The organism is Roseibium sp., from assembly GCF_965233565.1.
GTDB lineage: Bacteria > Pseudomonadota > Alphaproteobacteria > Rhizobiales > Stappiaceae > Roseibium.
This window is the reverse complement of sequence record NZ_OZ247494.1, coordinates 4,730,396-4,751,842: the sequence shown is the minus strand read 5'-3', so window position 1 is coordinate 4,751,842 and position 21,447 is coordinate 4,730,396. Positions and strand designations below refer to the sequence as shown.

Sequence of the window (21,447 nt, the reverse complement as noted above, 5' to 3'; positions counted from 1 at the left end):
AGCTTCAGGCCGCCTTGTCCGTGTTGCGCGCGATCACCTGGGCGCCCAGCTTCTTGAGGGCCTGGCGCAGACGGTCATTTTCAACGCCCTCCAGATTCTGCTCCAGCCGCTTTTCTTCGGTCTGGGTCAGGGCGCGCAACGCTTTCTTCGGCGCCGGCCGCTTCACCTGTACGGGCTTTTGCAGGATCTTGATCCGGCCGATGGCCCGCCAGCCATAGAAGGTGTTGATGCGCTCGATCACCTGCGCACTGTCATGAGACAGCATCAACGCCGTCGCGCCGTCCGTATGAACGACAAGCGTTGCCGGCTCGGGCGGTGTTTCCGGATCGCTGCGATCCGGCTGGCGCGGCCAGTTGAGGCGATCGGGCTGGACACGGGTGCCATACCGCTCGCCGACAATATCGGCCCAGGAGGCAATGATGTCGACAGATGCAAATCCGCGCTTGCGGCAAACGGGCGTCATTGCCTTGCCGACCAGGTCGGAAAGCTGTTTCGCCTCCATGGGCTTGCGCGCAGGGTTTGCCTTTGCCGGTTTGATGGCCTACCTCCTCCTCAAGCCGCCCCGTTCGGCAAGCTGCCGGCCCGGGTGCGGAGCGAGGTGATTTCTCGCAATAGAATACGACAAAATGACGACGAATACTTGTCCGAAGCTGGAGCCTGCATTGAAAGCCGCCAAGTTGTCCCCAGGCTATCCAGAGCTTCCGGTCGCTTTTCACCACGACAAACATGATTGATCACATGGCAACTGCTTCTCCAAGCCAATTGCTGCTTGCCTGGTATGACCGGCACGCCCGCACGCTTCCCTGGCGCGTCAGCCCGGACAACCGGAAACAAGGCGAAGTTCCGGATCCCTACCGGGTCTGGCTGTCGGAAATCATGCTGCAGCAAACGACCGTTGCTGCGGTGAAATCCTATTTCGAAAAATTCGTTTCGCTCTGGCCGACCGTGGAAGATCTCGCAGCGGCTCCGGAAGAAGACGTGATGAAAGCCTGGGCAGGTCTTGGCTATTATTCGCGGGCTCGCAATCTGAAGAAATGCGCAGAAACCCTTTCGGCGGAGCATGACGGACGCTTTCCCGCAGATGAAGCCGCGCTTTTGAAACTGCCGGGCATCGGCCCCTATACGGCTGCGGCCATCGCAACCATTGCCTTTGACCGGCACGCCGCCGTGGTCGATGGCAATGTCGAACGTGTGCTGACACGTCTTTTTCAGATCGAGACGCCGCTGCCGGATGCCAAACCGGACATCAAGGCCAGGATGGCAACAATGACGCCCGAAGCACGTCCCGGAGATTTTGCCCAGGCGGTCATGGATCTGGGCGCAACCATCTGCACCCCGAAAAAACCGGCCTGCGGGCTGTGTCCCTGGCGCGAGATTTGTACGGTGCAGTCCAGCCCGATTGCGGAAACCCTGCCGCGCAAGGCGCCCAAGAAAGAAAAACCGACCCGTTTTGGAGCAGCCTTTGTCGCCGTGGATATCAACACCGGAGCCGTGCTGCTGAGGCGGCGTCCGCCAAAGGGGCTGTTGGGCGGCATGACGGAAGTGCCTGGAACCGAATGGTCGGAGGGATTTATCGGAGAAACGGCTCTTGATGCAGCTCCCTTTGCTGCGCCCTGGGAGAAGCAGGTCAAACAGGTCACGCACACATTCACCCATTTTCACCTGAAACTGTCCGTGTTTCGCGCCAACCTCATGCCTGCGCAGACCACGGTTCTTGCAGGCAGCTGGTGGTCTTCCCCTCACGAGCTTGGCGAGGAAGCCCTGCCAACCGTGATGCGCAAGGTGTTGTCAGCGGCGCTTGATTGACGCTATCCGCCTTTGCCAAGACTGGCTTGGAGGTCGCCAAAATACGGTCAAGGGCAATGACGCTGAATACCTGAACTGGCTGGTCCATCCAGGCGAACTGCTTTTCAGTCAGCTCTGCCTGGTGGGCAAGACAGTTCTTTCCGGTTTCAGCTGAAGCCCGGTTTAGCCTTCCGAACTTCCCATTGACCTTCGGCAGTTCGCTGGAAACCTCCCTTGTCCCGGGTGGTGCGATCTTCTTCGCTCAATGTGTCCGACATCCAGTCTTCCGGAAGAACCCTGAAAGGCTTGCCATCCAACCCTTGTTGCCCGGTCTGGATCTTTCTGAGGCGGTTCCAGACCTCGTCACACATCTTGTGACGCCAGACGCCGGTCAGCATGCGCGCGAATTTCTGGTCCTGTTTTGCCTGTTTTTCAAACAGCGGAATCAATGAGCCGTAATAGGCCAGCAGATGCTCGGCGGGACCGGCAGCAATCCTTGCCAGCTGATCTTCGTTCTCCGCGACGGCAACGGCATCAATGATAAAGTTCCAGACGGTGTGGGGGTGCCCATAGAAACATTGCAGTGTGACCCAGCCATCAGGGTCACCATTCACGAACCGCCCCTCCAGTTTGGTCGCGACTTCTTCAAAGTCGCTTTCTGGCACATCCAAACCGAGTGAAGCGATGAATGCCCTCAGCCGGTTACGGAAACCGGAAAAAGCGCCATGGAAAGTATCGTTGTTCAGCCAGTAGATGGCCAGCAACTGCTCATGCGAAATTTTGGAATTGATCACGTAACAACGTGGCAAACCCACGTATCAATGTGTTGAAACGCCGTCGAGCTAATCATTGCGACCCGGCATGTCAACAGCTTGACGGCAGTCCTCCGAGCTGAGGCCTGGAACAGGGGCTTCACGGGCCTTGCGGATGGCATTATGTGTGGGCGGCCTGTCCCGCAACCGTTCCAAACAAAAGATCCCATGTTTACGCATACACAAGACGCCCTATTCTCCACCGAAGAATGCGCTGAAATCGTCCGACTGAGCCAGACCGAACTGCAGGACAGCGGCGGACTTGTCGGCGGGCAGCAACAGCGCGAGATCCGCCGGGCGAAAATCAGCTGGCTAGATGACGAGGGACCGGCCGCCTGGGTCATGCAACGCATCATGGGCGCCGTTGCCAAGGCAAACCGCGAGGTGTTCGATTTCGACATTACGGACTTCCGGGAGAAGCTCCAGGTCGCGGTCTATGACGAAAGCGAAGAAGGCCACTACGACTGGCATTCGGATATCGGCGAAGGCCCGATCGCGCAGTTTCGCAAGGCGACCATTGTCACGCAGCTGTCGGCACCGGATGCTTATGAGGGTGGCGGACTTGAGATCAATCTCGGTCACAAGGTGATGACGGCGGCACGTGACCGGGGCAGCGCCACGCTGTTTGCCAGTTTCATGTTGCATCGTGTGGTGCCCGTGCAGCGCGGCACACGCTATTCTCTGACCTGCTGGAGCCATGGGCCGCGCTTCCGATAGACAGCGCATGATTCAGCTCGTGGGCGCGCGACGCAGAACAAGCCTGATTGGATCAGTCGTTTAGCCGGGAAAATCGAAAAGCAGTTTTTCCTCATCCATCCTCTGCAGGATGCCGTACTCCCAGCAACACAGGCTATTGATCAAATCCTTGATCGTGCTCGGGAAATGCCATTTCCCGGCACCTCGTCCCTTTGTCTGTGTGAAGCAAGTGGGAGTCGAACATGAAACTGATTCAGAAACTGGTATTTGCCCTTCTTCTCGTTCTGCCGCTGAGTGCCGCCAAGGCGGGCAGCAAGGACATTGTCGACACGGCTGTCGGCGCAGGATCCTTCAATACCCTGGTTGCCGCCGTTCAGGCCGCTGGCCTTGTCGATACCTTGAAAGGCGACGGCCCGTTCACTGTTTTCGCGCCGACCGACGAAGCCTTCGCAAAACTGCCGGAAGGCACGGTTGAGAACCTCCTGAAGCCGGAAAACAAGGATCAGCTGATCGCGGTCCTGACCTACCACGTCGTGCCGGGCAAGGTGATGTCGTCCGACATCGCCGGCAAGAAGGCTGAAGTTGCCTCCGTACAGGGCGGCGAAATTTCCGTGGACGCCACCGACGGTGTCAAGGTGGACAACGCCACCGTCGTGACCGCAGACGTGGAGGCCTCCAACGGCGTCATTCACGTGATCGACACCGTTATCCTGCCGCAGTCCTAACAGTTTGTCCGGCACCTGATACTGCCCCCCGACCCGGGTGTTGGCAACAGGCGCGGTCTCTCCCGAGACCGCGCCTTTGTTTTTGCGAGCAATTCGCAAAAACTCTTTGTCCTGAAAGACTTGCAGGGTGTCTTATTTGGAGTAAGGTCAGCTCTGACGCGCCACAATTTTCTGAAAAAGTCTGAACCACGGCTGGACATATGGCGTAAATCAGTTCAGAACTCTTTCTTAGAATAATTCTAATCTAAAGCAATGAGAGGCTCTCAGGAGGGTTGCCATGAAGGGAAGTCAAAAAGTCATCGATTGCCTGAACGAAGCTCTGTTTCTGGAGCTCGGCGCGATCAACCAGTACTGGCTGCACTACCGTCTCCTGGCGGACTGGGGCTATGCGCGCCTTGCCAAGAAGGAGCGCGAGGAATCCATCGAGGAAATGCAACACGCGGACAAGCTCACCGACCGCATCATCTTCCTTGAAGGTCACCCGAACATGCAGAAGGTTGCACCTCTTCGCATTGGTCAGAACATCAAGGAAGTGCTGGAATCGGACCTTGCAGGCGAATATGACGCCCGCACGGCCTACTCCAAGTCCCGTGAAGTCTGCCGGGAAGAAGGTGACTACGTGTCCATGGCGATCTTTGAAGAGCTGCTGAAGGACGAGGAAGGTCACATCGACTTCCTGGAAACCCAGCTTGAGCTGCTGGAGAAGATCGGCGTCGAGCGCTACGGCATGCTGAACGCCGCGCCGGCCGACGAAGCCGAGTAATATTTCCGCTTCCAAAACGTAAAAAAGCGCGGCCCCGGGCCGCGCTTTTTGTCTGCCTTACTGAAACGCCGTTTCCGCAAAGCTTCGCAGCTTGCGGGAATGCAGCCGTTCCGCTGTCATGTCGCGCATCTTTTCCATGGCCCTGATGCCGATCTGGAGATGCTGGGCCACCTGGCGCTTGTAGAAATCCGTTGCCATGCCGGGGAGTTTCAGCTCACCGTGCAGCGGCTTGTCGGAGATACACAGAAGCGTGCCATAAGGGACCCGGAAGCGGAAACCGTTGGCAGCGATCGTCGCCGATTCCATGTCGAGGGCGATCGCCCTGGACTGGGAGAAGCGCTTGACCAGCTCCGGCTGGTCCCAGAGTTCCCAGTTGCGGTTGTCGAGTGACACCACGGTCCCGGTGCGCATGAGACGTTTCAGTTCATAACCGTCAATGCCGGTGATTTCCGAAACCGCATCTTCCAGGGCGACCTGAACCTCAGCGAGCGGCGGGATCGGCACCCAGACCGGCAGGTCCTGGTTGAGAACGTTGTCGTCGCGCACATATCCGTGCGCAAGCACGTAGTCACCCAGCGTCTGGCTGTTCCTGAGACCCGCGCAGTGACCGAGCATCAACCAGACATGCGGCCGCAGCACGGCGATGTGGTCCGTAATGGTCTTCGCGTTGGACGGGCCAACCCCGATATTGACCATGGTGATGCCGCTGCCATCGGCCCGTTTCAGGTGATAGGCCGGCATCTGCGGCAACTTTGCCGGCTCCTCGCCGCTGCAAGGTTCGCTCTGACCGGCTTCGATCACCAGATTGCCCGGCGACACGAATGCCTCATAGCCACTGTCCGGATCGGCCAGCAGCTCGTGCGACATGCGGCAGAATTCGTCGATATAGAACTGGTAGTTGGTGAAGAGCACGTAGTTCTGGAAATGCTCGGCGCGCGTTGCCGTATAGTGCTGCAGCCGATGCAGGGAATAGTCGACACGCGGTGCCGTGAAGGATGCCAGCGGCATCACGCCGTCCACCGGTTCATAGGTGCCGTTGGCAATGGAATCGTCCATCACGGTCAGATCCGGCAGATCGAACATGTCCGCCAGCGGCCGGTCGAGATTGGCCGCTGCGGCGCCGCCTTCCACGTGGGTTCCGTCATAGAATGCAAAATGCAGCGGGATCGGCATGTCGCTGTCGCCGATCAGAAGCGGAACGTCATGGTTGTTCATCAGCAGCGACAGCTGCGTGATCAGATAGTTGCGAAAAAGGTCCGGCCGCGTGATCGTCGAGGCATGTGTTCCGGGCTTGGATACAAAGCCATAGGACAGTCGGCTGTCGAGCCGCACATGGCTGTCGGTGATGATCTGGACCTGCGGGTAAAAAGCGCGGTACCGGCCTTCCAGTTCCTTGCCCTCCAGGAGGTCCTGAAAATGGCCGCGCAGAAACGCCGTGTTGGCTTCGAAGATCTCGATCAGCCGATCGACCGCCTTCACCGCATCGGTAAAGACTTCGAGCGGATGTGACGGCGCTAGACGCACACGGCGCGCCGCCTGTTGAAACGGGTTGGTGTTGTTGGACATAAATGTCTCCTTATTGTTGTTATGCGCCCACAGTCCCGCCAAGTTCCCTCCGGGTCAATAGATCTATCAGCAGATTTTGAATTTTTTTTCGCAGAGAGAAAATTTCTGCAGCAGGCGAACACTCAGGCTTCACGCCGGTCTTTTCCATTGCAGAGGGAACCGTTAAGGTCCTTGGGAATTTTGACCAGGAGCCTCCCATGAAAAAGACCCTTCTCGGCCTTGCGGCCGCCCTTTCCTGCGTGATCGGCCTGAGCGCTGCGGCCGGCGCCGAAACGCTTCCGGATCTCGGCGGCAAGGAAATCGTGATTGCTTCGGAAAACACCTATCCGCCGCTGCAATTCGTCGATCCGAAGTCCGGCGATGCTGTCGGCTGGGAATATGAGGCGATTGCCGAGATCGCGAAGCGCCTCAACGCCAAGATCACCTACGAGAATGTCAGCTGGGATGCGATGATCCCCGCCGTTTCCGCGGGCGAATATGACCTTGCCATGAACGGCATCACGATCCGCGAAGACCGGGCCGACAAGGTTGATTTCTCCGAGCCCTATATGCGTTCCGAGATGTTCATGCTGGTGCGCGCCGACGAGGACCGGTTCGCAGATCCCAAGAGCTTTGCCGCCAACACGGACTTCCTGGCCGGTGCCCAGCCGGGCACGACGCCTTTCTACGTCACCGTCTACGAAGTTCTGGACGGCGATGAAGCCAATCCGCGCATCAAGCTGTTCGAAACCTTCGGTGCGGCCGTGCAGGCCCTGAAAGCCGGTGATGTCGACCTCGTCCTCACCGACAGCACCGGTGGCCGGGGATACGTTGCAGCCAATCCGGACACGTTCAAGCTGATCGGCGACCCCATGGGCTCTGAAGATTTCGGCTTCATCTTCCCGAAAGGCTCCGACCTTGTGGCGCCGTTCAATGCGGCCATTGCCTCCATGCGCGCCGACGGTACGCTGGATGCGCTGAACCAGAAATGGTTCTTCGACTACAAGGTCGGCCAGTAAGCGCCTGAGCACGGCTGGACTTTCATCAGCGTGGCCGCTATCCGGGGTTTGGCCCGGATAGCGGCCATTTTCTTTTCTTCGCCGACGCGCCAACCACAAGATCGCCCATGTTCACCAGCAAAAATCCGACCGGCTCTCCGAAACAGGACTTTCCCTATTGGCTGCTGGTTGCTGTTGGCATTGCGGTGTTTCTGCTGTTCCAGATCGCCACGGACGAGATCTACAGCCAGGTCATGGCGACGGTCTCGCGCGGCATCTGGCTGACCATCTTTGTCACTCTCGTGGCTTTCTTCCTGGCCTCCCTGATCGGGCTGCTCCTGGCGCTGGCGTCGCTGTCCGGTTCGCTGATCCTCAGGCAAAGCGCGCGTTTCTATATCGAGATCGTGCGCGGCATGCCGATCATCGTGCTGCTTCTTTATATCGCCTTCGTCGCGACACCCCTGATGGTGGCCGGGCTCAACGCGCTCCTGGAGCCGCTCGGGATCGGCACTTTGCGCACCCGTGACTTCCCGCTGCTCTGGCGCGCCGTCCTCGCCCTGACGATCGGGTATTCGGCCTTTATCGCCGAAGTCTTCCGCGCCGGCATCCAGGCTGTCGATACCGGCCAGATCGAGGCGGCCGAGGCGCTTGGCATGAACCGCTGGCTGCGCTTCCGCCTGATCGTCTTTCCGCAGGCGCTGAAGACCATCCTGCCGCCGCTCGGCAATGATTTCATCGCGCTGATCAAGGACAGTTCGCTGGTGTCAGTTCTTGGGGTCGCCGACATTACCCAGCTCGGCAAGGTCTATGCGGCTGGCTCGTTCCGCTATTTCGAGACCTATAACGTGGTTGCCCTAATCTACCTGATGATGACGATCACGCTTTCGCTTGCGCTGCGCAAATTTGAACGGGCAAAGGACGTCGGAGAACGGTAAGGTTTCACTCGACTTGTCCGTCGTCATCCTGGCCAGGCAAAGCGCGTGCCGGGACCGGAGGGCCGACGGACCAGTTTGGATGTTGCAGACCTCCGGGTGCCCCGATCCCGGATCTTCGCTTCGCTGCGTCCGGGATGACGAACTCATTTGGAGAGTTGAGCCATGCGTTCCTTTGAAGAGATCGAGGCCCTCGCCGCCGACAAGAAGGGCGGACCTGACGCCCTGCGAGCCCTGCTGGACGAACACAACGCCCCCAGGCCCGTCGCCGAACTGGAGACAGTGGGTGATGACCGCTGGCTCGCGATGTTCACCAAATGCGTGTTTCAGGCCGGCTTCAGCTGGAAGGTGATCGACCAGAAATGGCCCGGTTTTGAAGAGGCCTTCGAAGGATTTGATGTCGCCCGCCTCGCCTTTCTTCCCGACGAGGCTTTCGAGGCGCTGCTGAAAGACACCCGCATCGTGCGCAACGGCGCCAAGATCAGATCGGTCCAGCACAATGCAATTTTCCTGAAGGACCTGGCGGCAGAACATGGCAGCGCGTCTCGGTTTTTCGCCACTTACCCGGTCGACGATCAGGTGGGCCTGATGGAGCTTCTGAAGAAGCGGGGCAGCCGTCTTGGCGGCAACACCGGGCAAATCGCCTTGCGCTTCATGGGCAAGGAGAGTTTCATCCTCTCCGGCGACGTGGTTAACGCCCTGATCCGCGAAAATGTCATTGAGAACGATCGCATGTCGAAAAAAAATCAGGCGGCGATTCAGGCCGCTTTTAACGATTGGAAGACAACTTCCGGTCGTCCCATGAATGAAATCAGCAGAATTCTGGCGTTTTCGGTCGGGACAGGCCATTAACCTCTCATTCAGCTTTTACGATTGTAAACAAAGCCTTGATTCAATGAGAATTTTTGTTTTGACCGCTTAACCGCTGATTTACCAAACCCGGTAACCATGACACTCGAAATTGCGTGAGGTATTGCGTCGCAATGAGTGTACTGCGTACCGGGGTGTCCTTCGCGGCACCCCGTCCAATCAAATCCGAGGAAGCTGGTGCTTCCTGGCTGAACACGATCCTGAAGGGCGACTGCGTGGCCGCCCTTGAGAAGCTGCCGTCCCGGTCGGTTGACCTGGTCTTTGCGGATCCGCCCTACAATCTCCAGCTGGGCGGCGACCTGCATCGGCCAGATCAGTCGAAGGTGGATGCCTGTGACGACCACTGGGACCAGTTCGAGAGCTTCGAGGCCTATGATGCCTTTACCCGGGCCTGGCTCCTGGCCGTCCGGCGGGTGATGAAGCCCGATGGCTCGCTCTATGTGATCGGCTCCTATCACAACATCTTCCGTGTCGGCGCGATCCTGCAGGATCTCGGCTTCTGGATCATGAACGACATCGTCTGGCTGAAGTCGAACCCGATGCCGAATTTCCGCGGCAAACGGTTCACCAATGCCCACGAGACCATGATCTGGGCGACCAAGTCCAAGGACGCCAAACCGACCTTCAACTACGACGCCCTGAAGGTCTTCAACGAAGATCTGCAGATGCGGTCCGACTGGCACCTGCCGCTGTGCACCGGTGCCGAACGGCTGAAGGACAAGCAGGGTCAGAAGGTCCATCCGACGCAGAAACCGGAAGCCCTGCTTTACCGGGTGCTGACGGCCTCTTCCAAACCGGGCGACGTCGTTCTGGACCCGTTCTTCGGCACGGGCACCACCGGGGCCGTTGCCAAGAAACTTGGCCGGAACTTTGTCGGTGTCGAACGCGAGCAGGACTATATCGACGCGGCGACCCAGCGCATCGACGCCATCGAGCCGGGCAATGCGGAAGCCCTGGAAATGCAGCAGGGCAAACGCGCCCAGAAACGCATTCCCTTTGGCACGCTCCTGGAAAGCGGCCTGCTGGAACCGGGCACGGAGCTCACCTGTTCCAAGGGCAAACATCTGGCCGTGGTGCGCGCGGACGGTTCTCTGAAATCCGGAGACCATACCGGCTCGATCCACAAGGTCGGCGCTCTGGTCCAGGGTCAGGAGGCCTGCAACGGCTGGACGTTCTGGCACACCAAGGACGGTGCCAAGACTTCGCCGATCGACGAGTTGCGCAAGGAAATCAGATCCCGCCTGCAGGCATAAGCAGGCTTTACAAAGAGAGGCGACCTTCGCTTTCCCCGCGAGTTCACTTCAACCCCGTCTCCCAGAACAGGAGGCGGGGTTTTTCTTCTCTTTCTCGCGAAGATTTTCTACAAACCTGTCTCAGGATTGAGACACCCCCGCGAAACTCCGTGTGCAGACCACCTTGCCATCCCCCGCCCCCCGGTTCATCCTGCGCTGTCATCTGGACGTTTTGGGAGGAACGGGCCAAGGGCTGGACGCGTCCATTCAGACAAGCACAGCCGGGGTCATTGGCAATCATGAAGGATCACGTCGAAACCGTCTTTCGAACCGTTGAGTCCCGTTCGGCTCCCGCCGTGTCGCGGATCGCTGCGTCCTGGCGGCGCTCCATCGACAAACATGGCCTTCATCCCGGAGAGAAACGTGCGCCCGAGCGCCTGACCGATCCCGCCCTTCGGGAACGGCGCGACCTGGCCGGCGCCTTCCTGCAGATCGCGGCGCCCAAGCTCGACCAACTGTTCGGGCTGGTCGGTCAGTCCGGCTGCACCGTTCTCCTGACCGATGCGGACGGCGTCGTTCTAGACCAGCGCAGCACGGCCGCTGACGCGGATGTGTTCGAGCACTGGGGTCTGGCCCAGGGGACGGACTGGAGCGAAGCCTCGGTCGGCACCAACGGCGTCGGCACCTGCATTGCCGAGGAACGCACCGTCATCATTCACCGGAACGAGCACTTCCTGGCGCGCAATGCCGCGATGAGCTGCATGGACGCTCCGATCTACGGTCCAGACGGCCACATTGCCGGGGCTCTCGATGTTTCCTCGGCGCGCGCCGACCAGACGGAAACCTTCAACCGGCTGATTGCGGCGATGGTGGCGCAGACAGCACGCCAGATCGAGGTCGACACCTTTCGCGCCGCCTTTTCGGACAGCCGCATCGTCTTTGCCGACAAGGACACGACCGACGCCGCCATTCTGCTTGCGGTCGATTCCGACGATCTGATCGTCGGTGCGACCCGGGGCGCCCGAAAGGCCTTCGGCCTTGGAGTCTCCGGCCCGATCACCCCCCTGCCCGCCTCCGATCTGCTTGGCCGCGAAGACGGGCCGACCGGGTTCGAAAAGGCCGAACGAACAGCCGTCGTCAGGGCGCTGGCGCGGGCCAAGGGCAATGTGTCGGAAGCCGCCCGCGCGCTCGGCGTCGGCCGGGCGACCCTTTACCGGCGCATGAAACGGCTGGGCATCGGCGATAACGGACCGGACCTGTCTCAGGGCTGAGACACTTGAATGCCGCAACCTTTTCCCGACTGCTGACAGCGCGCCTTCTCCTCTGCACCTTCTCCCCGTTCCCGGTGGAGGACCGGGCCAAGAGGAGGAAATCTCATGAACCAGATGCCCAGGATCGCGGTCGACACGACGTCGCCGTTCAAGGACCGCTACGACAATTTCATTGGCGGCAAATTCGTCGCGCCGGTCAACGGCCGCTACTTTTCCAACATCACGCCGATCTCCGGCCAGACCGTCTGCGACGTCGCACGCTCGGACGCTGCGGATGTGGAGCTGGCGCTGGACGCCGCTCATGCGGCCAAGGAAAGCTGGGGCCGCGTGCCGGCAGCCGAACGCGCCAATGTCCTTCTGAAAATCGCTGACGTCATTGAAGCAAACCTCGATCTGCTGGCCAAGGCCGAGACCTGGGACAACGGCAAGCCGATCCGCGAAACCACGGCGGCGGATATTCCGCTGTCAGCCGACCACTTCCGCTATTTTGCCGGTGTGCTGCGCAGCCAAGAAGGTTCCATGTCGGAAATCGACGCGGACACCATTGCCTATCACTTCCACGAGCCGCTCGGTGTCGTCGGCCAGATCATTCCCTGGAACTTCTCGATCCTGATGGCCGCCTGGAAACTGGCGCCCGCCCTTGCCGCCGGCAACTGCGTGGTGCTGAAACCGGCCGAACAGACCCCGGCCGCCATCATGGTGCTGGCCGAACTGATCGCAGATGTCCTGCCCGCCGGCGTCCTGAACATCATCAACGGTTATGGCGCCGAGGTCGGTGCACCACTGGCAAAATCCTCGCGCATTGCCAAGATCGCCTTCACCGGCTCGACCCAGACCGGCAAGATGATCATGCAGTACGCGACGGAAAACCTGATCCCGGTGACGCTGGAACTCGGCGGCAAGTCGCCGAACATCTTCTTCTCCGACGTCATGCGCGAGGACGATGCCTTTCTCGACAAGGCCATCGAGGGCTTTGTTCTGTTCGCGTTCAACCAGGGGGAGGTCTGCACCTGCCCGAGCCGTGCGCTCATCCAGGAAGATATCTATGAAGCTTTCATCGAGCGGGCGATTGCCCGTGTGAAAGCGATCAAGCAGGGCGACCCGCGGGCTCTCGACACCATGGTCGGCGCCCAGGCCAGCCGCGAACAGCAGGACAAGATCCTGTCCTACCTCACCATCGGGGTCGAGGAAGGTGCCGAAGTGCTCTGCGGTGGTGCCGAAGCCAAGTTTGACGGCGATCTTGATGGCGGCTTCTACATCCAGCCGACCATCCTGAAAGGCCACAACAAGATGCGGGTGTTCCAGGAGGAGATCTTCGGTCCGGTGGTGTCCGTCACCACGTTCAAGACGGAAGAGGAAGCCCTCGCCATCGCCAATGACACCATGTACGGCCTCGGTGCCGGTGTCTGGTCGCGGGATGCCAACCGCTGTTACCGCTTCGGCCGCGCCATCGAGGCAGGCCGCGTGTGGGTCAACAATTATCACGCCTATCCGGCCCATGCAGCTTTTGGCGGCTACAAGCAGTCCGGCATCGGCCGCGAGACCCACAAGATGATGCTCGACCATTACCAGCAGACCAAGAACATGCTGGTCAGCTACAACCCGAACAAACTCGGGTTCTTCTAAAGGCTGCCAGCGTTACCCGATCTTGCTATGGCAGTCAGCGGGGCGGTTCCGAATGGGACCGCCCCGCACTCTTGCGCACATGATCGTCATCCCGGACGCAGCGAAGCGAAGATGAGGGATCGGAGAAGCCAAGACTTCGAATATCTTCGGCCGGGTTCGGTGGGCAACGTGCCTCCCCGATCCCGGCTCGCGCTGTGCTTGGCCGGGAGGACGACGATAGGGTTGGGTGTCAAATCGTCAGCCAACTTCTTCCAGCAAATCCGCCAGGGCCTCCGGTTCCGTCACCATGGCGTCGTGCCCCGTGGCAATCTGGGAAACGGGCCAGCCGAAGCCGATGGCGCGTTCCAGCGCGACCCTGGCCGGCCGATAAGGCGGATCGGTGCACTGGATGTAATGGGCAGGCAAGCCATTGCCGACCGGGTTCTTGAGATCCAGCGCGGTGGTGAAGGTCCGGAATGGATGTGGGGTCAGGCGCGGCGCCAGGAAGGCGGCATCTTCAGGGCGGGTCACGCCGAAACTTTCAGGCGGTGCCGGCGGCAGACTGAGACCGCCACTAGAACTTTCCGCAAGCGCCCGACGGTCCGCCGCCATGTCTTCCGGCAGCAGATCGAACCAGGTTTCCCCGCTCGAAAGCATGATGGCGTCCAGATAGACCAGCTTTCCAATCCGTTCCGGCACACGGTCCGCGACGCCGGTGATGGGGATGCCGCCGAAACTGTGCCCCACCAGGGTCACGTCCTTCAGGTCTTCGCAGTCCAGGTGGCGGACAATATCCTCCACGAAGGTTTCGATCGTGATATCGGCGGTCAGGAGATGCGCGCGTTCGCCAAGACCGGTCTGGGTCGGCGCCGTGACCCGGTGTCCACGTGCGCGCAGCTGATCGACCAGCCGCGACCAGCACCAGCCCCCGTGCCAGACGCCATGCACCAGAACAAATGTCTTTGTCACCTTGCTCTCCCCGGCGATCAGACCTATTCGGCGGCCTCCACATCCATCTTGTAGCCGCGCCGCTGTTTCAATTTGTGGCCCACGGCAACAATCGCTTCAAGGGCCGGGATCAGTTCCTCACCCAGTTCCGTCAGTTCATATTCGACCGATGGTGGCGACGTCGGCCGGACATGGCGGATGAGAACGCCGCGTTCTTCCAGTTCGGACAGGCGCGCGGACAGCACCTTGGAGGAGACAGGAGGGATATCGGTTTTCAGCTCGTTGAAGCGCCGTGGCCCGGCCCGAAGGCTCCAGATGACATTCGGCGCCCAGGCACCGGCGATCACCTGCATGCACTCTGTCAAAAGGCAGGGCGCCGGCGGTTTCGGGCTTCGGTTCTTGCGCATTTTCAGTGGCATGTCTCTGGCTCTTTTTCGACGTCTCGCATTAGCTCAGGTTTTCGGCGTCTTGGCATCTGTCGCCTCTCACTGAAGCTGTCACGTCCTGTTCTTGGTGTCACCCCGGACAAGCGCAGCGCAGATGCGGGGCCTACTCGCCTGGCCTCTTGCTGAAACAAGTCGTGCCAGGTCTCGTCGCGTTGCCTTATGTCAGCGCTCTGGAAACGAGTGGGCCCCGGATCTCGCTACGCTCGTCCGGGGTGACACAGGGGTTGGTGGCGCTGTCCCGAGCCCGAAATGAGGCATCAATCATTTTTCAAGCTGACCACAGCTCTTGTCTCGCTCAAACGCAAGTCTTCCTCACCCCTCCCCGATTTCGCTCCGGTCATCAGGTTTCTCCCGGGTAACTTGAAAAACATAGTTACCATCAGAAACCTACTTGTCAATGGTGACTTGAGGGAACACCTTCTGGCCATCGACGCAAACGATGGAGCCTAGCGATGAAACTCTTTTACAAACCCGGTGCCTGTTCGATGGCCGCGCATCTGCTTCTGAACGAGGCCAGCGCCAGCTACAGCCTGGAAAAGGTCGACACGGAGGCCGGCCTGACCGAGACCGGAGCGGCTTATGCCGACACCAATCCCCGCGGATATGTGCCCGCGCTTGAGTTCGCTTCCGGGGATGTCCTGACCGAAAACGTCGCCATCCTGCACTGGCTCGGCGAACAGCATCCGGAGCTCTCGTCCGACAGCACCGGCAGGCCGCTTGACCGCTTCCGGACCCTGGAGCTGCTCAGTTTCCTGTCGTCCGAATTGCACAAGGGTTTCAGCCCCTATTTCTCTGGCCAGACCTTTTCAGAAGACCGGGCAAGAGAGAACCGGAAGAAGCTCGACGCCAAGCTCGGCCAGTTTGATGCGCTTCTGAACAAGGGTGGCGACTACCTGCTGGGCGACACGTTTTCCGTGGCGGACGCCTATGCCTTCGTGATCCTGAACTGGAGCAACTTCATCGGCGTGTCGCTGGACGCCTGGCCGGGCACCAAAGCCTATCTGGAGCGGATCGCGAACCGCCCGGCTACGCGCAAGACGCTGGAAGAAGAAGGCCTGGCCGCATGAGCAACGCACTGACGGATATACAGTCGGTCATTGGCGACTATTTCGACGCCCTCTACCACTGCGACACGGTGCTTCTGGAGAAGGTATTTCATCCAAAGGCGGTCTATGCGACCGCCGATGAGACGCCCCTCCTTCACCGGACCATGGCGGAATACGTGCCGGTGGTCGCCAAGCGGCAATCGCCGGCATCCAGGGGCGAAGCGCGCCGGGATGTGATCGACGAGATCCAGCTCGCCGGTGACAACACGGCTTTTGCCCGTGTCCGCTGTTCGATCGGCAACAATGACTTCACCGACTTCCTGACCTTCGTGCGCGAGGACGGGCGCTGGAAGATCATGGCCAAGATTTTCCAGATCAAACCGAGAGAAGAAGGAGCAGCCTGAAATGCCATACGTGAACATTCAGGTGACCCGTGAAGGGGTGACCGCGGAGCAGAAAAAAAGGCTCATCAAGGGTGCCACCGACCTTCTGGTCGAGGTACTCGACAAGAACCCGTCGACCACGTTCGTGGTGATCGACGAAGTCGACCTGGACAACTGGGGGATCGGTGGCGTGCCAGCGGAAGAGTATCGCAGACAGCTGCTAGAAACGGCAGGCTGAGCGGATCGAGAGGCAGGAGCCGGGCAAGCCACCCGGTTTCCACTCAACTTCGTCATCCCATGGCTCGACCATGGGATCCATACCGCTTGCTTTCCGTTGAAAACTCACGGCATGGATTGCAGGGTCAAGCCCTGCAATGACGATGTTGAAAACCAGGATGCGAGTGTGTGGCGAGGCACGATGAGGCTCCTCGCCACACTTGCTGACAACACCAACTAGTCCGCCTCACTCAAACCCGATCAAGGCCTTGCGGCGGCGCCCGACCGATACCGACAGGCGGTCATCGGCCTGAAGATCGCCCGTGGCGATGCGGCGGCGCGGGTCGTCGACGATGGCATTGTTGAGACGGACACCGCCACCTTCCACCAGACGCCGCGCTTCGCCGTTGGACGCGGCAAAGCCGACGGCCACCACAAGTTCCAGAAGGCCCAGGCCCTCGGCAAGGCGTGTCAGCGGCAAGGTATGCGTCGGTTCCAGAATGTCGCCTTCGCCGGAGAACAGCGCATCCCCCTGCTGCAGCGCCGCCCGGGCTTCCTCCGGTCCATGGACAATCGCGGTCACCTGGGTTGCCAGGATCTTCTTGGCCTCATTCAGTTCAGCCCCTTCCAGTGCCGCCAGGCGGTCGATCTCGCTCATCGGCAGTTCGGTGAAGAGACGCAGGAATTTGGCGACATCCGCATCGGCCGTGTTGCGCCAGAATTGCCAGAAGCCGAAGGGCGACAGGTGTTCGGGATGCAGCCAGACGGCACCGGCGGCAGTCTTGCCCATCTTGGCGCCGCTCGCTGTGGTCAGCAGCGGCACAGTGAGGCCATGCAGCTTGCGGCCGTCGCGGCGGCCGAGTTCCACACCATTGACGATGTTGCCCCACTGGTCGGACCCGCCAACCTGAAGGGAACACTTGTGCCGTTTGGCGAGTTCCAGGAAATCGACGGCCTGCAGCATCATGTAGCAGAACTCCAGCACGGTCAGGGGCATCTGCGCTTCGAGGCGTGACTTGACGCTGTCGAAGGTCATCATGCGGTTGACGGTGAACTGGGAGCCATAGTCGCGGAGGAATTCCAGGAAGCGGAACTCATTCAGCCACTCCGCGTTGTCGACCAGAAGTGCCCCGTCCTCACCTTCCATATCCACCAGGCGCTCTACCGAGCGGCGGATGGTGGCGATATTGGCCGCGATCTGGCGTTCTTCCAGAAGCGGGCGCGCATCGTTGCGGAAACTCGGGTCGCCGATCTGGCTGGTGCCGCCGCCCAGGACGATGATCGGCTTGTGGCCCAGCTTCTGCAGCCAGCGCATGGTCATCAGCGGCATCAGGTGTCCGACATGAAGGCTGGCGGCCGTGGCATCGAACCCGGCATAGGCGGTGATAGGCCCTTTGGAAAGCGTTTCGTCGAGCGCTTCGATATCCGTGCACTGATGCACAAGGCCACGCTCCAGAAGCACGGCAAGCGCTTCGGATCGGAGTTTGGTCGCCGGCTTGCCGGCTTCGATCATATGTTTTGTCATGGGTCTGCTTCCTGGGTTTTCCCCCGCCAGGAAGCTTGGGGTCGGAAACCAAAAAGCCGCCTGACGCGGCGGCTTTTGAGGTTTCTATCGGGTGAACAAGATCCTACGCAGCCGCCGGTATGTCGGTGACGTAATAAAAATACACGAAGGGTGCGCTCATCTTGGTCATGACAGCTTATGTGCGCGACGAACGGGAAAGAGTCAAGCCTGTTGTGTCTTGGGGATCACCGTCGTCTCGTCGGGTGTGACAGGAATGCCTCATGGCAAAGCCAATGAGGATCCAGAGCTTTCAAAGACCTCCGTGTCACCCCGGGCGAGCGAAGCGAAACCCGGGGTGACACGGAGGGAACGGCCCGACAGGTGCCCAATCGTAGGATGCATTGACCAAGCGTCTGGCCTAAGAAAGACCCAGCTCCCGCTCGCCGCGGTCGAGGATCAGGGGCACGATCAGGTCTTCCTCGTCGTCGAGGTGGCGCATCAGGCCGCTGATCAAGGTGTCGCTGACACCTGCAAAACCGTCTGCCGCACGGCGGATGGCGTCACGGTCGCGCGTTCCCATCTGCCCGAACAGAGTGTTGGCGCTTTTGACCACGGTTTCGATGCGGTGATGGATCAGCTCGTGATCGCCCTCGAGCAATTCGAAGCCGGCCACAAGCCGCTTTTCCGCCGCCATGAAGACCGGGAAATAGTGATGATCCTCGATCATGTGATGGTGATGCAGTTCGGACAGGAACTGCTGCAGCCGCGGAGCGAACAGTGCGCCGAACCGGTCTGCTTCGATCCGGTCTTCCCGAAAGTCCGACAGCAGCTGTTCGAGCGATTGGCCCAATTGACGGAACCCGTTGTGGCGCGCCAGCCAGAACTCGGTGAGAGGACCGAGCTGCCGGTGACCGGACCAGTCCGCGCGCGGATGGTCTCTCAACAGGAACAGCCACTCGTCCGGCAATCCGTTCCTTTGGTCAAGATCGGTCCTGTCCTGCATATCGTTCCCACTCCAAGCTGCTCTTGCCGAGCATATATAGGCTGCCTTGCGCAGCCTTGCCGGAAACAGTGTGTTCACGCTCTGCAGGCATGAGCTCAGGGCAACAGCTTGCCCAGGATCTGCCAGAGGGTCTCTGCATCGCCCTTGTCGAGAAGACCAGCGAACTCCGCTTCGACCGCGTCGCGATACTTCGGCCACATCGTGGCCACCAGCGCTTCACCCGCCGGCAGCAGACAGATCATCACACCCCGGCCATCCTTTGGGCTCTTGCGCTTTTCGACATAGCCTGCCGTCACCAGCCGATCGATCAGCCGGGAGACATTGTACTGCGCCAGGAGGATCCGTTTCTCGATGTCCACCGGACGCAAGGCCTGCCCCTCGGCGCGGCGCAGTTCCAGCAGAATGTCATACCAGCCGAGCGGCGGAAAACCCTCGGCTTTCAGCCTGCCTTCCACCCGCTCAAGCACCTTGCCGCTGGCCCGGTGAAGCCGCGCCCAGGCATCGACCGTGGCTGGCGATGGATCGCTTTTTGTCATCATGTCCGAGACATATAAACTTTATGCAATTGCATCAATCTTGATTTTTCATGCATCTGCATCTATTTGAATGCAAATGCATGAAAATGGAGATCCCCAATGACGACATCCCTCACCCTGATCAGCCACACGCTCTGCCCCTATGTTCAGCGCGCCGCCATCGTTCTTGCCGAGAAGGAAATCCCGTTCGAGCGCATCATGATTGACCTTGCCAACAAGCCGGACTGGTTCAGAACCGCGTCACCGCTAAGCAAGGTTCCCCTGCTCAAGACTGGCGACCGATACCTGTTTGAATCCGCTCCGATTGTTGAGTATCTGGACGAGACAACCGCGCCGAAACTGCATCCGGATGACCCGCTCGAGCGGGCGCGGCACCGGGCCTATGTTGAATTCGCCTCCCAGACGCTGAACGAGATCGGTGCTCTTTACAGCGCGCAGGACGACACCGGCTTTGCTGCAGCTTCAGCCGCCTTGGCACAAAAGTTCCGGCACCTTGAGGACGTCATTGCGCCCGGCGGACCGTTCTTTGCCGGGTCATCCTTCTCGCTCGTGGATGCCGCATTTGCACCGGTATTCCGCTATTTCGACGTGTTCGAGACCTTCCTTTCCCTCGATATCCTTGAGGGGCTCGACAAGGTCTTGGCCTGGCGTCATCAGCTTTCTCAGCGCCCGTCCGTGCGCAACGCGGTGTCCAGCGAATACCCGAACCTGCTCCGGGGATTCTTGCGCAAGAAAAACAGCTGGATGTCGCACCTGCTGGACCTTCATGACCGACGCGAAAGCACTGCGATGGCCTGTTAACGGATAACGCGACCGTCGGCGACGTTCCCCTGGCCACGCGCCAGGTCAGGCGAATGCCACGCCGGCCTCTCCGAGTTCGGCCTTGAGCGGTGGCCATTTGTCCGGTGTCCCGGTCAAGGTGGCCGGTTCGCGAATTTCAACCTGATAGCCTCGGGCGAGTGCGCCCCTGGCGGTCAGCTGCACGCAGTAACAGGTGTCCAGACCGACCAGGATCAAACGGCCGACACGTTTTTCAGCTAGCCATGCTTCGAAATCGGGATTGCTGAAAGTGTCGCCGATCGACTTTTCAAACTCCGGCGCGCCGCGAACATCCAGCGTGCGATCCAGCTTCAGGCCTTCGCGGCCTGGCGTTCCGACACCATCGCCAACCAGTTTCATTGCCAGGATCACCGGCCAGTCGCGAAAGACATTGCTGACAAAGGCAACCTGATGCCTCGCCTTCCGACTCAGAGCGATCTCTTCGGAGATGGCCTCAAGCGCCGCATCGCGTTTTTTAGGATCGAACGCCCGCTTTCCGGTGTTGCGGGTGAAATCCTCCTGGACATCAATCACCACCAGCGCCGTTTCCGGGCGCATCGCTCCGTCGATCAGCGCCCCCGTTGTCGGCACAGACAGCTTTCTGAGTGAGAGAATGACATAGGCCACCAGGGCCACAACACACAGTCCGATTACGATCCAAAAGCCGGTCATGACATGTCTCCCGTCAAAGCACTATTCCAGGGATTTGGGCCGGTCCGGGTCATCCTCGAACGCGGCAAAATGGTCGAGCATCGCGCAAAGCACTTTCTGGGCAGAGGTCAGATCCGTCTCGGAAAAGAGTTCGCAGACCGCGTCGATCTCGTCATTTTCCTTTGCCCGGATCTCCCCGAACGCGCCCCGCCCTTTTTCCGTCAACGCAAAGAGCGGCGAGCGTTTGTGGGCCGGATTCGGTTTGCGCTCCACCAGCGCCTGCTCCTCCAGCGCATTCATCATCAGCTGGATCTGCTGACGCGCCAGGAACAACGCGCGGCCGGTATCGGGCACGGACATAGGCCCGGCCTCCTCCAGCACCTCCATCACGGCGCGCATGCCGACAGTGACGCCGGTTCCTTCCAGTTTGGCTTCCACCGCCCGCGCCAGGCGCCTATGCACCGGCCGGATCAGGCGGATAATTTCGTAAAGCTCGACAGATTTGTTCAAGGGGCACCTCTTTCGACAATTTTTATGTCATAATGACAATCATATTGTCAATATGACTTTCCAATTTCCTGCTTTCGGTTCGTCATCCCGGCCAAGCGAAGCGTGACCCGGGATGACGATGGAAGGGACCAGGAAATCGAATAAACAAACA

The 21,447-nt window shown here is 59.9% G+C and carries 24 protein-coding genes; 14 read left to right on the top strand and 10 right to left on the bottom strand.

Annotated elements, in window-relative coordinates; translation table 11 throughout:
• Positions 1-4: 4 nt before the first annotated feature.
• Entirely contained in the window at positions 5-502 is a 498-nt protein-coding gene (locus tag ACO6TG_RS21705) for a DUF721 domain-containing protein (RefSeq protein ID WP_094074158.1), read from the bottom strand.
• 224 nt (positions 503-726) lie between these two features.
• Between ACO6TG_RS21705 and mutY the strand changes: the two genes are divergently transcribed.
• Positions 727-1,806 carry an A/G-specific adenine glycosylase gene (gene mutY, locus ACO6TG_RS21700; protein ID WP_422375105.1) on the top strand — a complete coding sequence of 360 codons (1,080 nt, stop codon included), beginning with the start codon at positions 727-729 and terminating at the stop codon, positions 1,804-1,806.
• 146 nt (positions 1,807-1,952) lie between these two features.
• Here mutY and ACO6TG_RS21695 read toward each other — a convergent pair whose 3' ends face one another.
• A complete protein-coding gene (locus tag ACO6TG_RS21695; protein WP_422375104.1) occupies positions 1,953-2,549 on the bottom strand; it encodes a DUF6869 domain-containing protein in 597 nt (198 codons plus the stop codon).
• 216 nt (positions 2,550-2,765) lie between these two features.
• On the opposite strand from ACO6TG_RS21695, the gene ACO6TG_RS21690 reads away from it, so the two are divergent.
• From ACO6TG_RS21690 to bfr, 3 genes are all read left to right on the top strand, one after another.
• Positions 2,766-3,314, top strand: a complete 549-nt coding sequence (locus ACO6TG_RS21690) for a 2OG-Fe(II) oxygenase (protein WP_422375103.1) — start codon at positions 2,766-2,768, stop codon at positions 3,312-3,314.
• A 221-nt stretch (positions 3,315-3,535) separates the two neighbouring features.
• On the top strand, positions 3,536-4,018 hold the full coding sequence (locus ACO6TG_RS21685) for a fasciclin domain-containing protein (protein WP_422375102.1): 483 nt from the start codon (positions 3,536-3,538) through the stop codon (positions 4,016-4,018).
• 277 nt (positions 4,019-4,295) lie between these two features.
• A complete protein-coding gene (bfr, locus tag ACO6TG_RS21680) occupies positions 4,296-4,781 on the top strand; it encodes a bacterioferritin (protein WP_094074155.1) in 486 nt (161 codons plus the stop codon).
• Positions 4,782-4,838: 57 nt separating this feature from the next.
• Here bfr and ACO6TG_RS21675 read toward each other — a convergent pair whose 3' ends face one another.
• A complete protein-coding gene (locus ACO6TG_RS21675) occupies positions 4,839-6,347 on the bottom strand; it encodes an AMP nucleosidase (RefSeq protein ID WP_094074154.1) in 1,509 nt (502 codons plus the stop codon).
• Between the two features lie 197 nt (positions 6,348-6,544).
• On the opposite strand from ACO6TG_RS21675, the gene ACO6TG_RS21670 reads away from it, so the two are divergent.
• The 6 genes from ACO6TG_RS21670 to adh all read left to right on the top strand — a co-directional run bounded on the left by ACO6TG_RS21670 (position 6,545) and on the right by adh (position 13,255).
• On the top strand, positions 6,545-7,345 hold the full coding sequence (locus ACO6TG_RS21670) for a transporter substrate-binding domain-containing protein (RefSeq protein ID WP_422375101.1): 801 nt from the start codon (positions 6,545-6,547) through the stop codon (positions 7,343-7,345).
• A 107-nt stretch (positions 7,346-7,452) separates the two neighbouring features.
• Complete coding sequence (locus ACO6TG_RS21665) at positions 7,453-8,259, top strand: amino acid ABC transporter permease (RefSeq protein ID WP_422375100.1); 807 nt, start codon at positions 7,453-7,455, stop codon at positions 8,257-8,259.
• 162 nt (positions 8,260-8,421) lie between these two features.
• The gene (locus tag ACO6TG_RS21660; RefSeq protein WP_422375099.1) at positions 8,422-9,108 is read left to right on the top strand and encodes a DNA-3-methyladenine glycosylase I; all 687 of its coding nucleotides are present in this window, start codon (positions 8,422-8,424) and stop codon (positions 9,106-9,108) included.
• A gap of 131 nt (positions 9,109-9,239) precedes the next feature.
• Positions 9,240-10,379, top strand: coding sequence for a site-specific DNA-methyltransferase (locus ACO6TG_RS21655; protein WP_422375098.1), 1,140 nt, complete (start codon positions 9,240-9,242; stop codon positions 10,377-10,379).
• Between the two features lie 278 nt (positions 10,380-10,657).
• The gene (locus ACO6TG_RS21650; protein ID WP_422375097.1) at positions 10,658-11,629 is read left to right on the top strand and encodes a GAF domain-containing protein; all 972 of its coding nucleotides are present in this window, start codon (positions 10,658-10,660) and stop codon (positions 11,627-11,629) included.
• A 105-nt stretch (positions 11,630-11,734) separates the two neighbouring features.
• Positions 11,735-13,255, top strand: coding sequence for an aldehyde dehydrogenase (gene adh / locus ACO6TG_RS21645; RefSeq protein WP_422375096.1), 1,521 nt, complete (start codon positions 11,735-11,737; stop codon positions 13,253-13,255).
• 237 nt (positions 13,256-13,492) lie between these two features.
• Here the strand turns inward: adh and ACO6TG_RS21640 are convergent, their stop codons facing one another.
• Positions 13,493-14,203, bottom strand: a complete 711-nt coding sequence (locus ACO6TG_RS21640) for an alpha/beta fold hydrolase (RefSeq protein WP_422375095.1) — start codon at positions 14,201-14,203, stop codon at positions 13,493-13,495.
• A gap of 23 nt (positions 14,204-14,226) precedes the next feature.
• Positions 14,227-14,601, bottom strand: coding sequence for a winged helix-turn-helix transcriptional regulator (locus tag ACO6TG_RS21635; RefSeq protein WP_422375094.1), 375 nt, complete (start codon positions 14,599-14,601; stop codon positions 14,227-14,229).
• Positions 14,602-15,080: 479 nt separating this feature from the next.
• Here ACO6TG_RS21635 and ACO6TG_RS21630 point away from each other — a divergent pair, with 479 nt between their 5' ends.
• From ACO6TG_RS21630 to ACO6TG_RS21620, 3 genes are read left to right on the top strand one after another with little or no spacing between them, the layout of a single operon-like run.
• Positions 15,081-15,695 carry a glutathione binding-like protein gene (locus ACO6TG_RS21630; RefSeq protein WP_422375093.1) on the top strand — a complete coding sequence of 205 codons (615 nt, stop codon included), beginning with the start codon at positions 15,081-15,083 and terminating at the stop codon, positions 15,693-15,695.
• The gene (locus ACO6TG_RS21625) at positions 15,692-16,078 is read left to right on the top strand and encodes a nuclear transport factor 2 family protein (protein ID WP_422375092.1); all 387 of its coding nucleotides are present in this window, start codon (positions 15,692-15,694) and stop codon (positions 16,076-16,078) included. The genes ACO6TG_RS21630 and ACO6TG_RS21625 overlap by 4 nt, the downstream gene beginning before the upstream one ends.
• A 1-nt stretch (position 16,079) precedes the next feature.
• Positions 16,080-16,295, top strand: a complete 216-nt coding sequence (locus ACO6TG_RS21620; protein ID WP_094074144.1) for a tautomerase family protein — start codon at positions 16,080-16,082, stop codon at positions 16,293-16,295.
• A gap of 225 nt (positions 16,296-16,520) precedes the next feature.
• Here the strand turns inward: ACO6TG_RS21620 and tyrS are convergent, their stop codons facing one another.
• From tyrS to ACO6TG_RS21605, 3 genes are all read right to left on the bottom strand, one after another.
• A complete protein-coding gene (gene tyrS, locus ACO6TG_RS21615) occupies positions 16,521-17,798 on the bottom strand; it encodes a tyrosine--tRNA ligase (protein ID WP_422375091.1) in 1,278 nt (425 codons plus the stop codon).
• 397 nt (positions 17,799-18,195) lie between these two features.
• Positions 18,196-18,780 carry a hemerythrin domain-containing protein gene (locus tag ACO6TG_RS21610; RefSeq protein ID WP_422375090.1) on the bottom strand — a complete coding sequence of 195 codons (585 nt, stop codon included), beginning with the start codon at positions 18,778-18,780 and terminating at the stop codon, positions 18,196-18,198.
• Between the two features lie 95 nt (positions 18,781-18,875).
• Complete coding sequence (locus tag ACO6TG_RS21605) at positions 18,876-19,319, bottom strand: MarR family winged helix-turn-helix transcriptional regulator (protein ID WP_422375089.1); 444 nt, start codon at positions 19,317-19,319, stop codon at positions 18,876-18,878.
• Positions 19,320-19,415: 96 nt separating this feature from the next.
• Between ACO6TG_RS21605 and ACO6TG_RS21600 the strand changes: the two genes are divergently transcribed.
• On the top strand, positions 19,416-20,117 hold the full coding sequence (locus tag ACO6TG_RS21600) for a glutathione S-transferase family protein (RefSeq protein WP_422375088.1): 702 nt from the start codon (positions 19,416-19,418) through the stop codon (positions 20,115-20,117).
• 45 nt (positions 20,118-20,162) lie between these two features.
• Here ACO6TG_RS21600 and ACO6TG_RS21595 read toward each other — a convergent pair whose 3' ends face one another.
• Together ACO6TG_RS21595 and ACO6TG_RS21590 are read right to left on the bottom strand one after the other, a co-directional pair.
• The gene (locus ACO6TG_RS21595; protein ID WP_422375087.1) at positions 20,163-20,807 is read right to left on the bottom strand and encodes a cysteine hydrolase; all 645 of its coding nucleotides are present in this window, start codon (positions 20,805-20,807) and stop codon (positions 20,163-20,165) included.
• A gap of 21 nt (positions 20,808-20,828) precedes the next feature.
• Positions 20,829-21,296, bottom strand: coding sequence for a MarR family winged helix-turn-helix transcriptional regulator (locus ACO6TG_RS21590; RefSeq protein ID WP_422375086.1), 468 nt, complete (start codon positions 21,294-21,296; stop codon positions 20,829-20,831).
• Positions 21,297-21,447: the final 151 nt, after the last annotated feature.

What these genes read in the sequence shown, in the direction of transcription:
- ACO6TG_RS21605 (WP_422375089.1), bottom strand. Translation starts at nt 19,319, where the DNA reads ATGATGACAAAAAGCGATCCATCGCCAGCCACGGTCGATGCCTGGGCG.
- ACO6TG_RS21635 (WP_422375094.1), bottom strand. Translation starts at nt 14,601, where the DNA reads ATGCCACTGAAAATGCGCAAGAACCGAAGCCCGAAACCGCCGGCGCCC.
- ACO6TG_RS21665 (WP_422375100.1), top strand. Translation starts at nt 7,453, where the DNA reads ATGTTCACCAGCAAAAATCCGACCGGCTCTCCGAAACAGGACTTTCCC.
- ACO6TG_RS21625 (WP_422375092.1), top strand. Translation starts at nt 15,692, where the DNA reads ATGAGCAACGCACTGACGGATATACAGTCGGTCATTGGCGACTATTTC.
- bfr (WP_094074155.1), top strand. Translation starts at nt 4,296, where the DNA reads ATGAAGGGAAGTCAAAAAGTCATCGATTGCCTGAACGAAGCTCTGTTT.
- ACO6TG_RS21685 (WP_422375102.1), top strand. Translation starts at nt 3,536, where the DNA reads ATGAAACTGATTCAGAAACTGGTATTTGCCCTTCTTCTCGTTCTGCCG.
- ACO6TG_RS21655 (WP_422375098.1), top strand. Translation starts at nt 9,240, where the DNA reads ATGAGTGTACTGCGTACCGGGGTGTCCTTCGCGGCACCCCGTCCAATC.
- ACO6TG_RS21705 (WP_094074158.1), bottom strand. Translation starts at nt 502, where the DNA reads ATGGAGGCGAAACAGCTTTCCGACCTGGTCGGCAAGGCAATGACGCCC.
- mutY (WP_422375105.1), top strand. Translation starts at nt 727, where the DNA reads ATGATTGATCACATGGCAACTGCTTCTCCAAGCCAATTGCTGCTTGCC.
- ACO6TG_RS21650 (WP_422375097.1), top strand. Translation starts at nt 10,658, where the DNA reads ATGAAGGATCACGTCGAAACCGTCTTTCGAACCGTTGAGTCCCGTTCG.
- tyrS (WP_422375091.1), bottom strand. Translation starts at nt 17,798, where the DNA reads ATGACAAAACATATGATCGAAGCCGGCAAGCCGGCGACCAAACTCCGA.
- adh (WP_422375096.1), top strand. Translation starts at nt 11,735, where the DNA reads ATGAACCAGATGCCCAGGATCGCGGTCGACACGACGTCGCCGTTCAAG.
- ACO6TG_RS21595 (WP_422375087.1), bottom strand. Translation starts at nt 20,807, where the DNA reads ATGACCGGCTTTTGGATCGTAATCGGACTGTGTGTTGTGGCCCTGGTG.
- ACO6TG_RS21660 (WP_422375099.1), top strand. Translation starts at nt 8,422, where the DNA reads ATGCGTTCCTTTGAAGAGATCGAGGCCCTCGCCGCCGACAAGAAGGGC.
- ACO6TG_RS21620 (WP_094074144.1), top strand. Translation starts at nt 16,080, where the DNA reads ATGCCATACGTGAACATTCAGGTGACCCGTGAAGGGGTGACCGCGGAG.
- ACO6TG_RS21630 (WP_422375093.1), top strand. Translation starts at nt 15,081, where the DNA reads ATGAAACTCTTTTACAAACCCGGTGCCTGTTCGATGGCCGCGCATCTG.
- ACO6TG_RS21600 (WP_422375088.1), top strand. Translation starts at nt 19,416, where the DNA reads ATGACGACATCCCTCACCCTGATCAGCCACACGCTCTGCCCCTATGTT.
- ACO6TG_RS21670 (WP_422375101.1), top strand. Translation starts at nt 6,545, where the DNA reads ATGAAAAAGACCCTTCTCGGCCTTGCGGCCGCCCTTTCCTGCGTGATC.
- ACO6TG_RS21610 (WP_422375090.1), bottom strand. Translation starts at nt 18,780, where the DNA reads ATGCAGGACAGGACCGATCTTGACCAAAGGAACGGATTGCCGGACGAG.
- ACO6TG_RS21690 (WP_422375103.1), top strand. Translation starts at nt 2,766, where the DNA reads ATGTTTACGCATACACAAGACGCCCTATTCTCCACCGAAGAATGCGCT.
- ACO6TG_RS21675 (WP_094074154.1), bottom strand. Translation starts at nt 6,347, where the DNA reads ATGTCCAACAACACCAACCCGTTTCAACAGGCGGCGCGCCGTGTGCGT.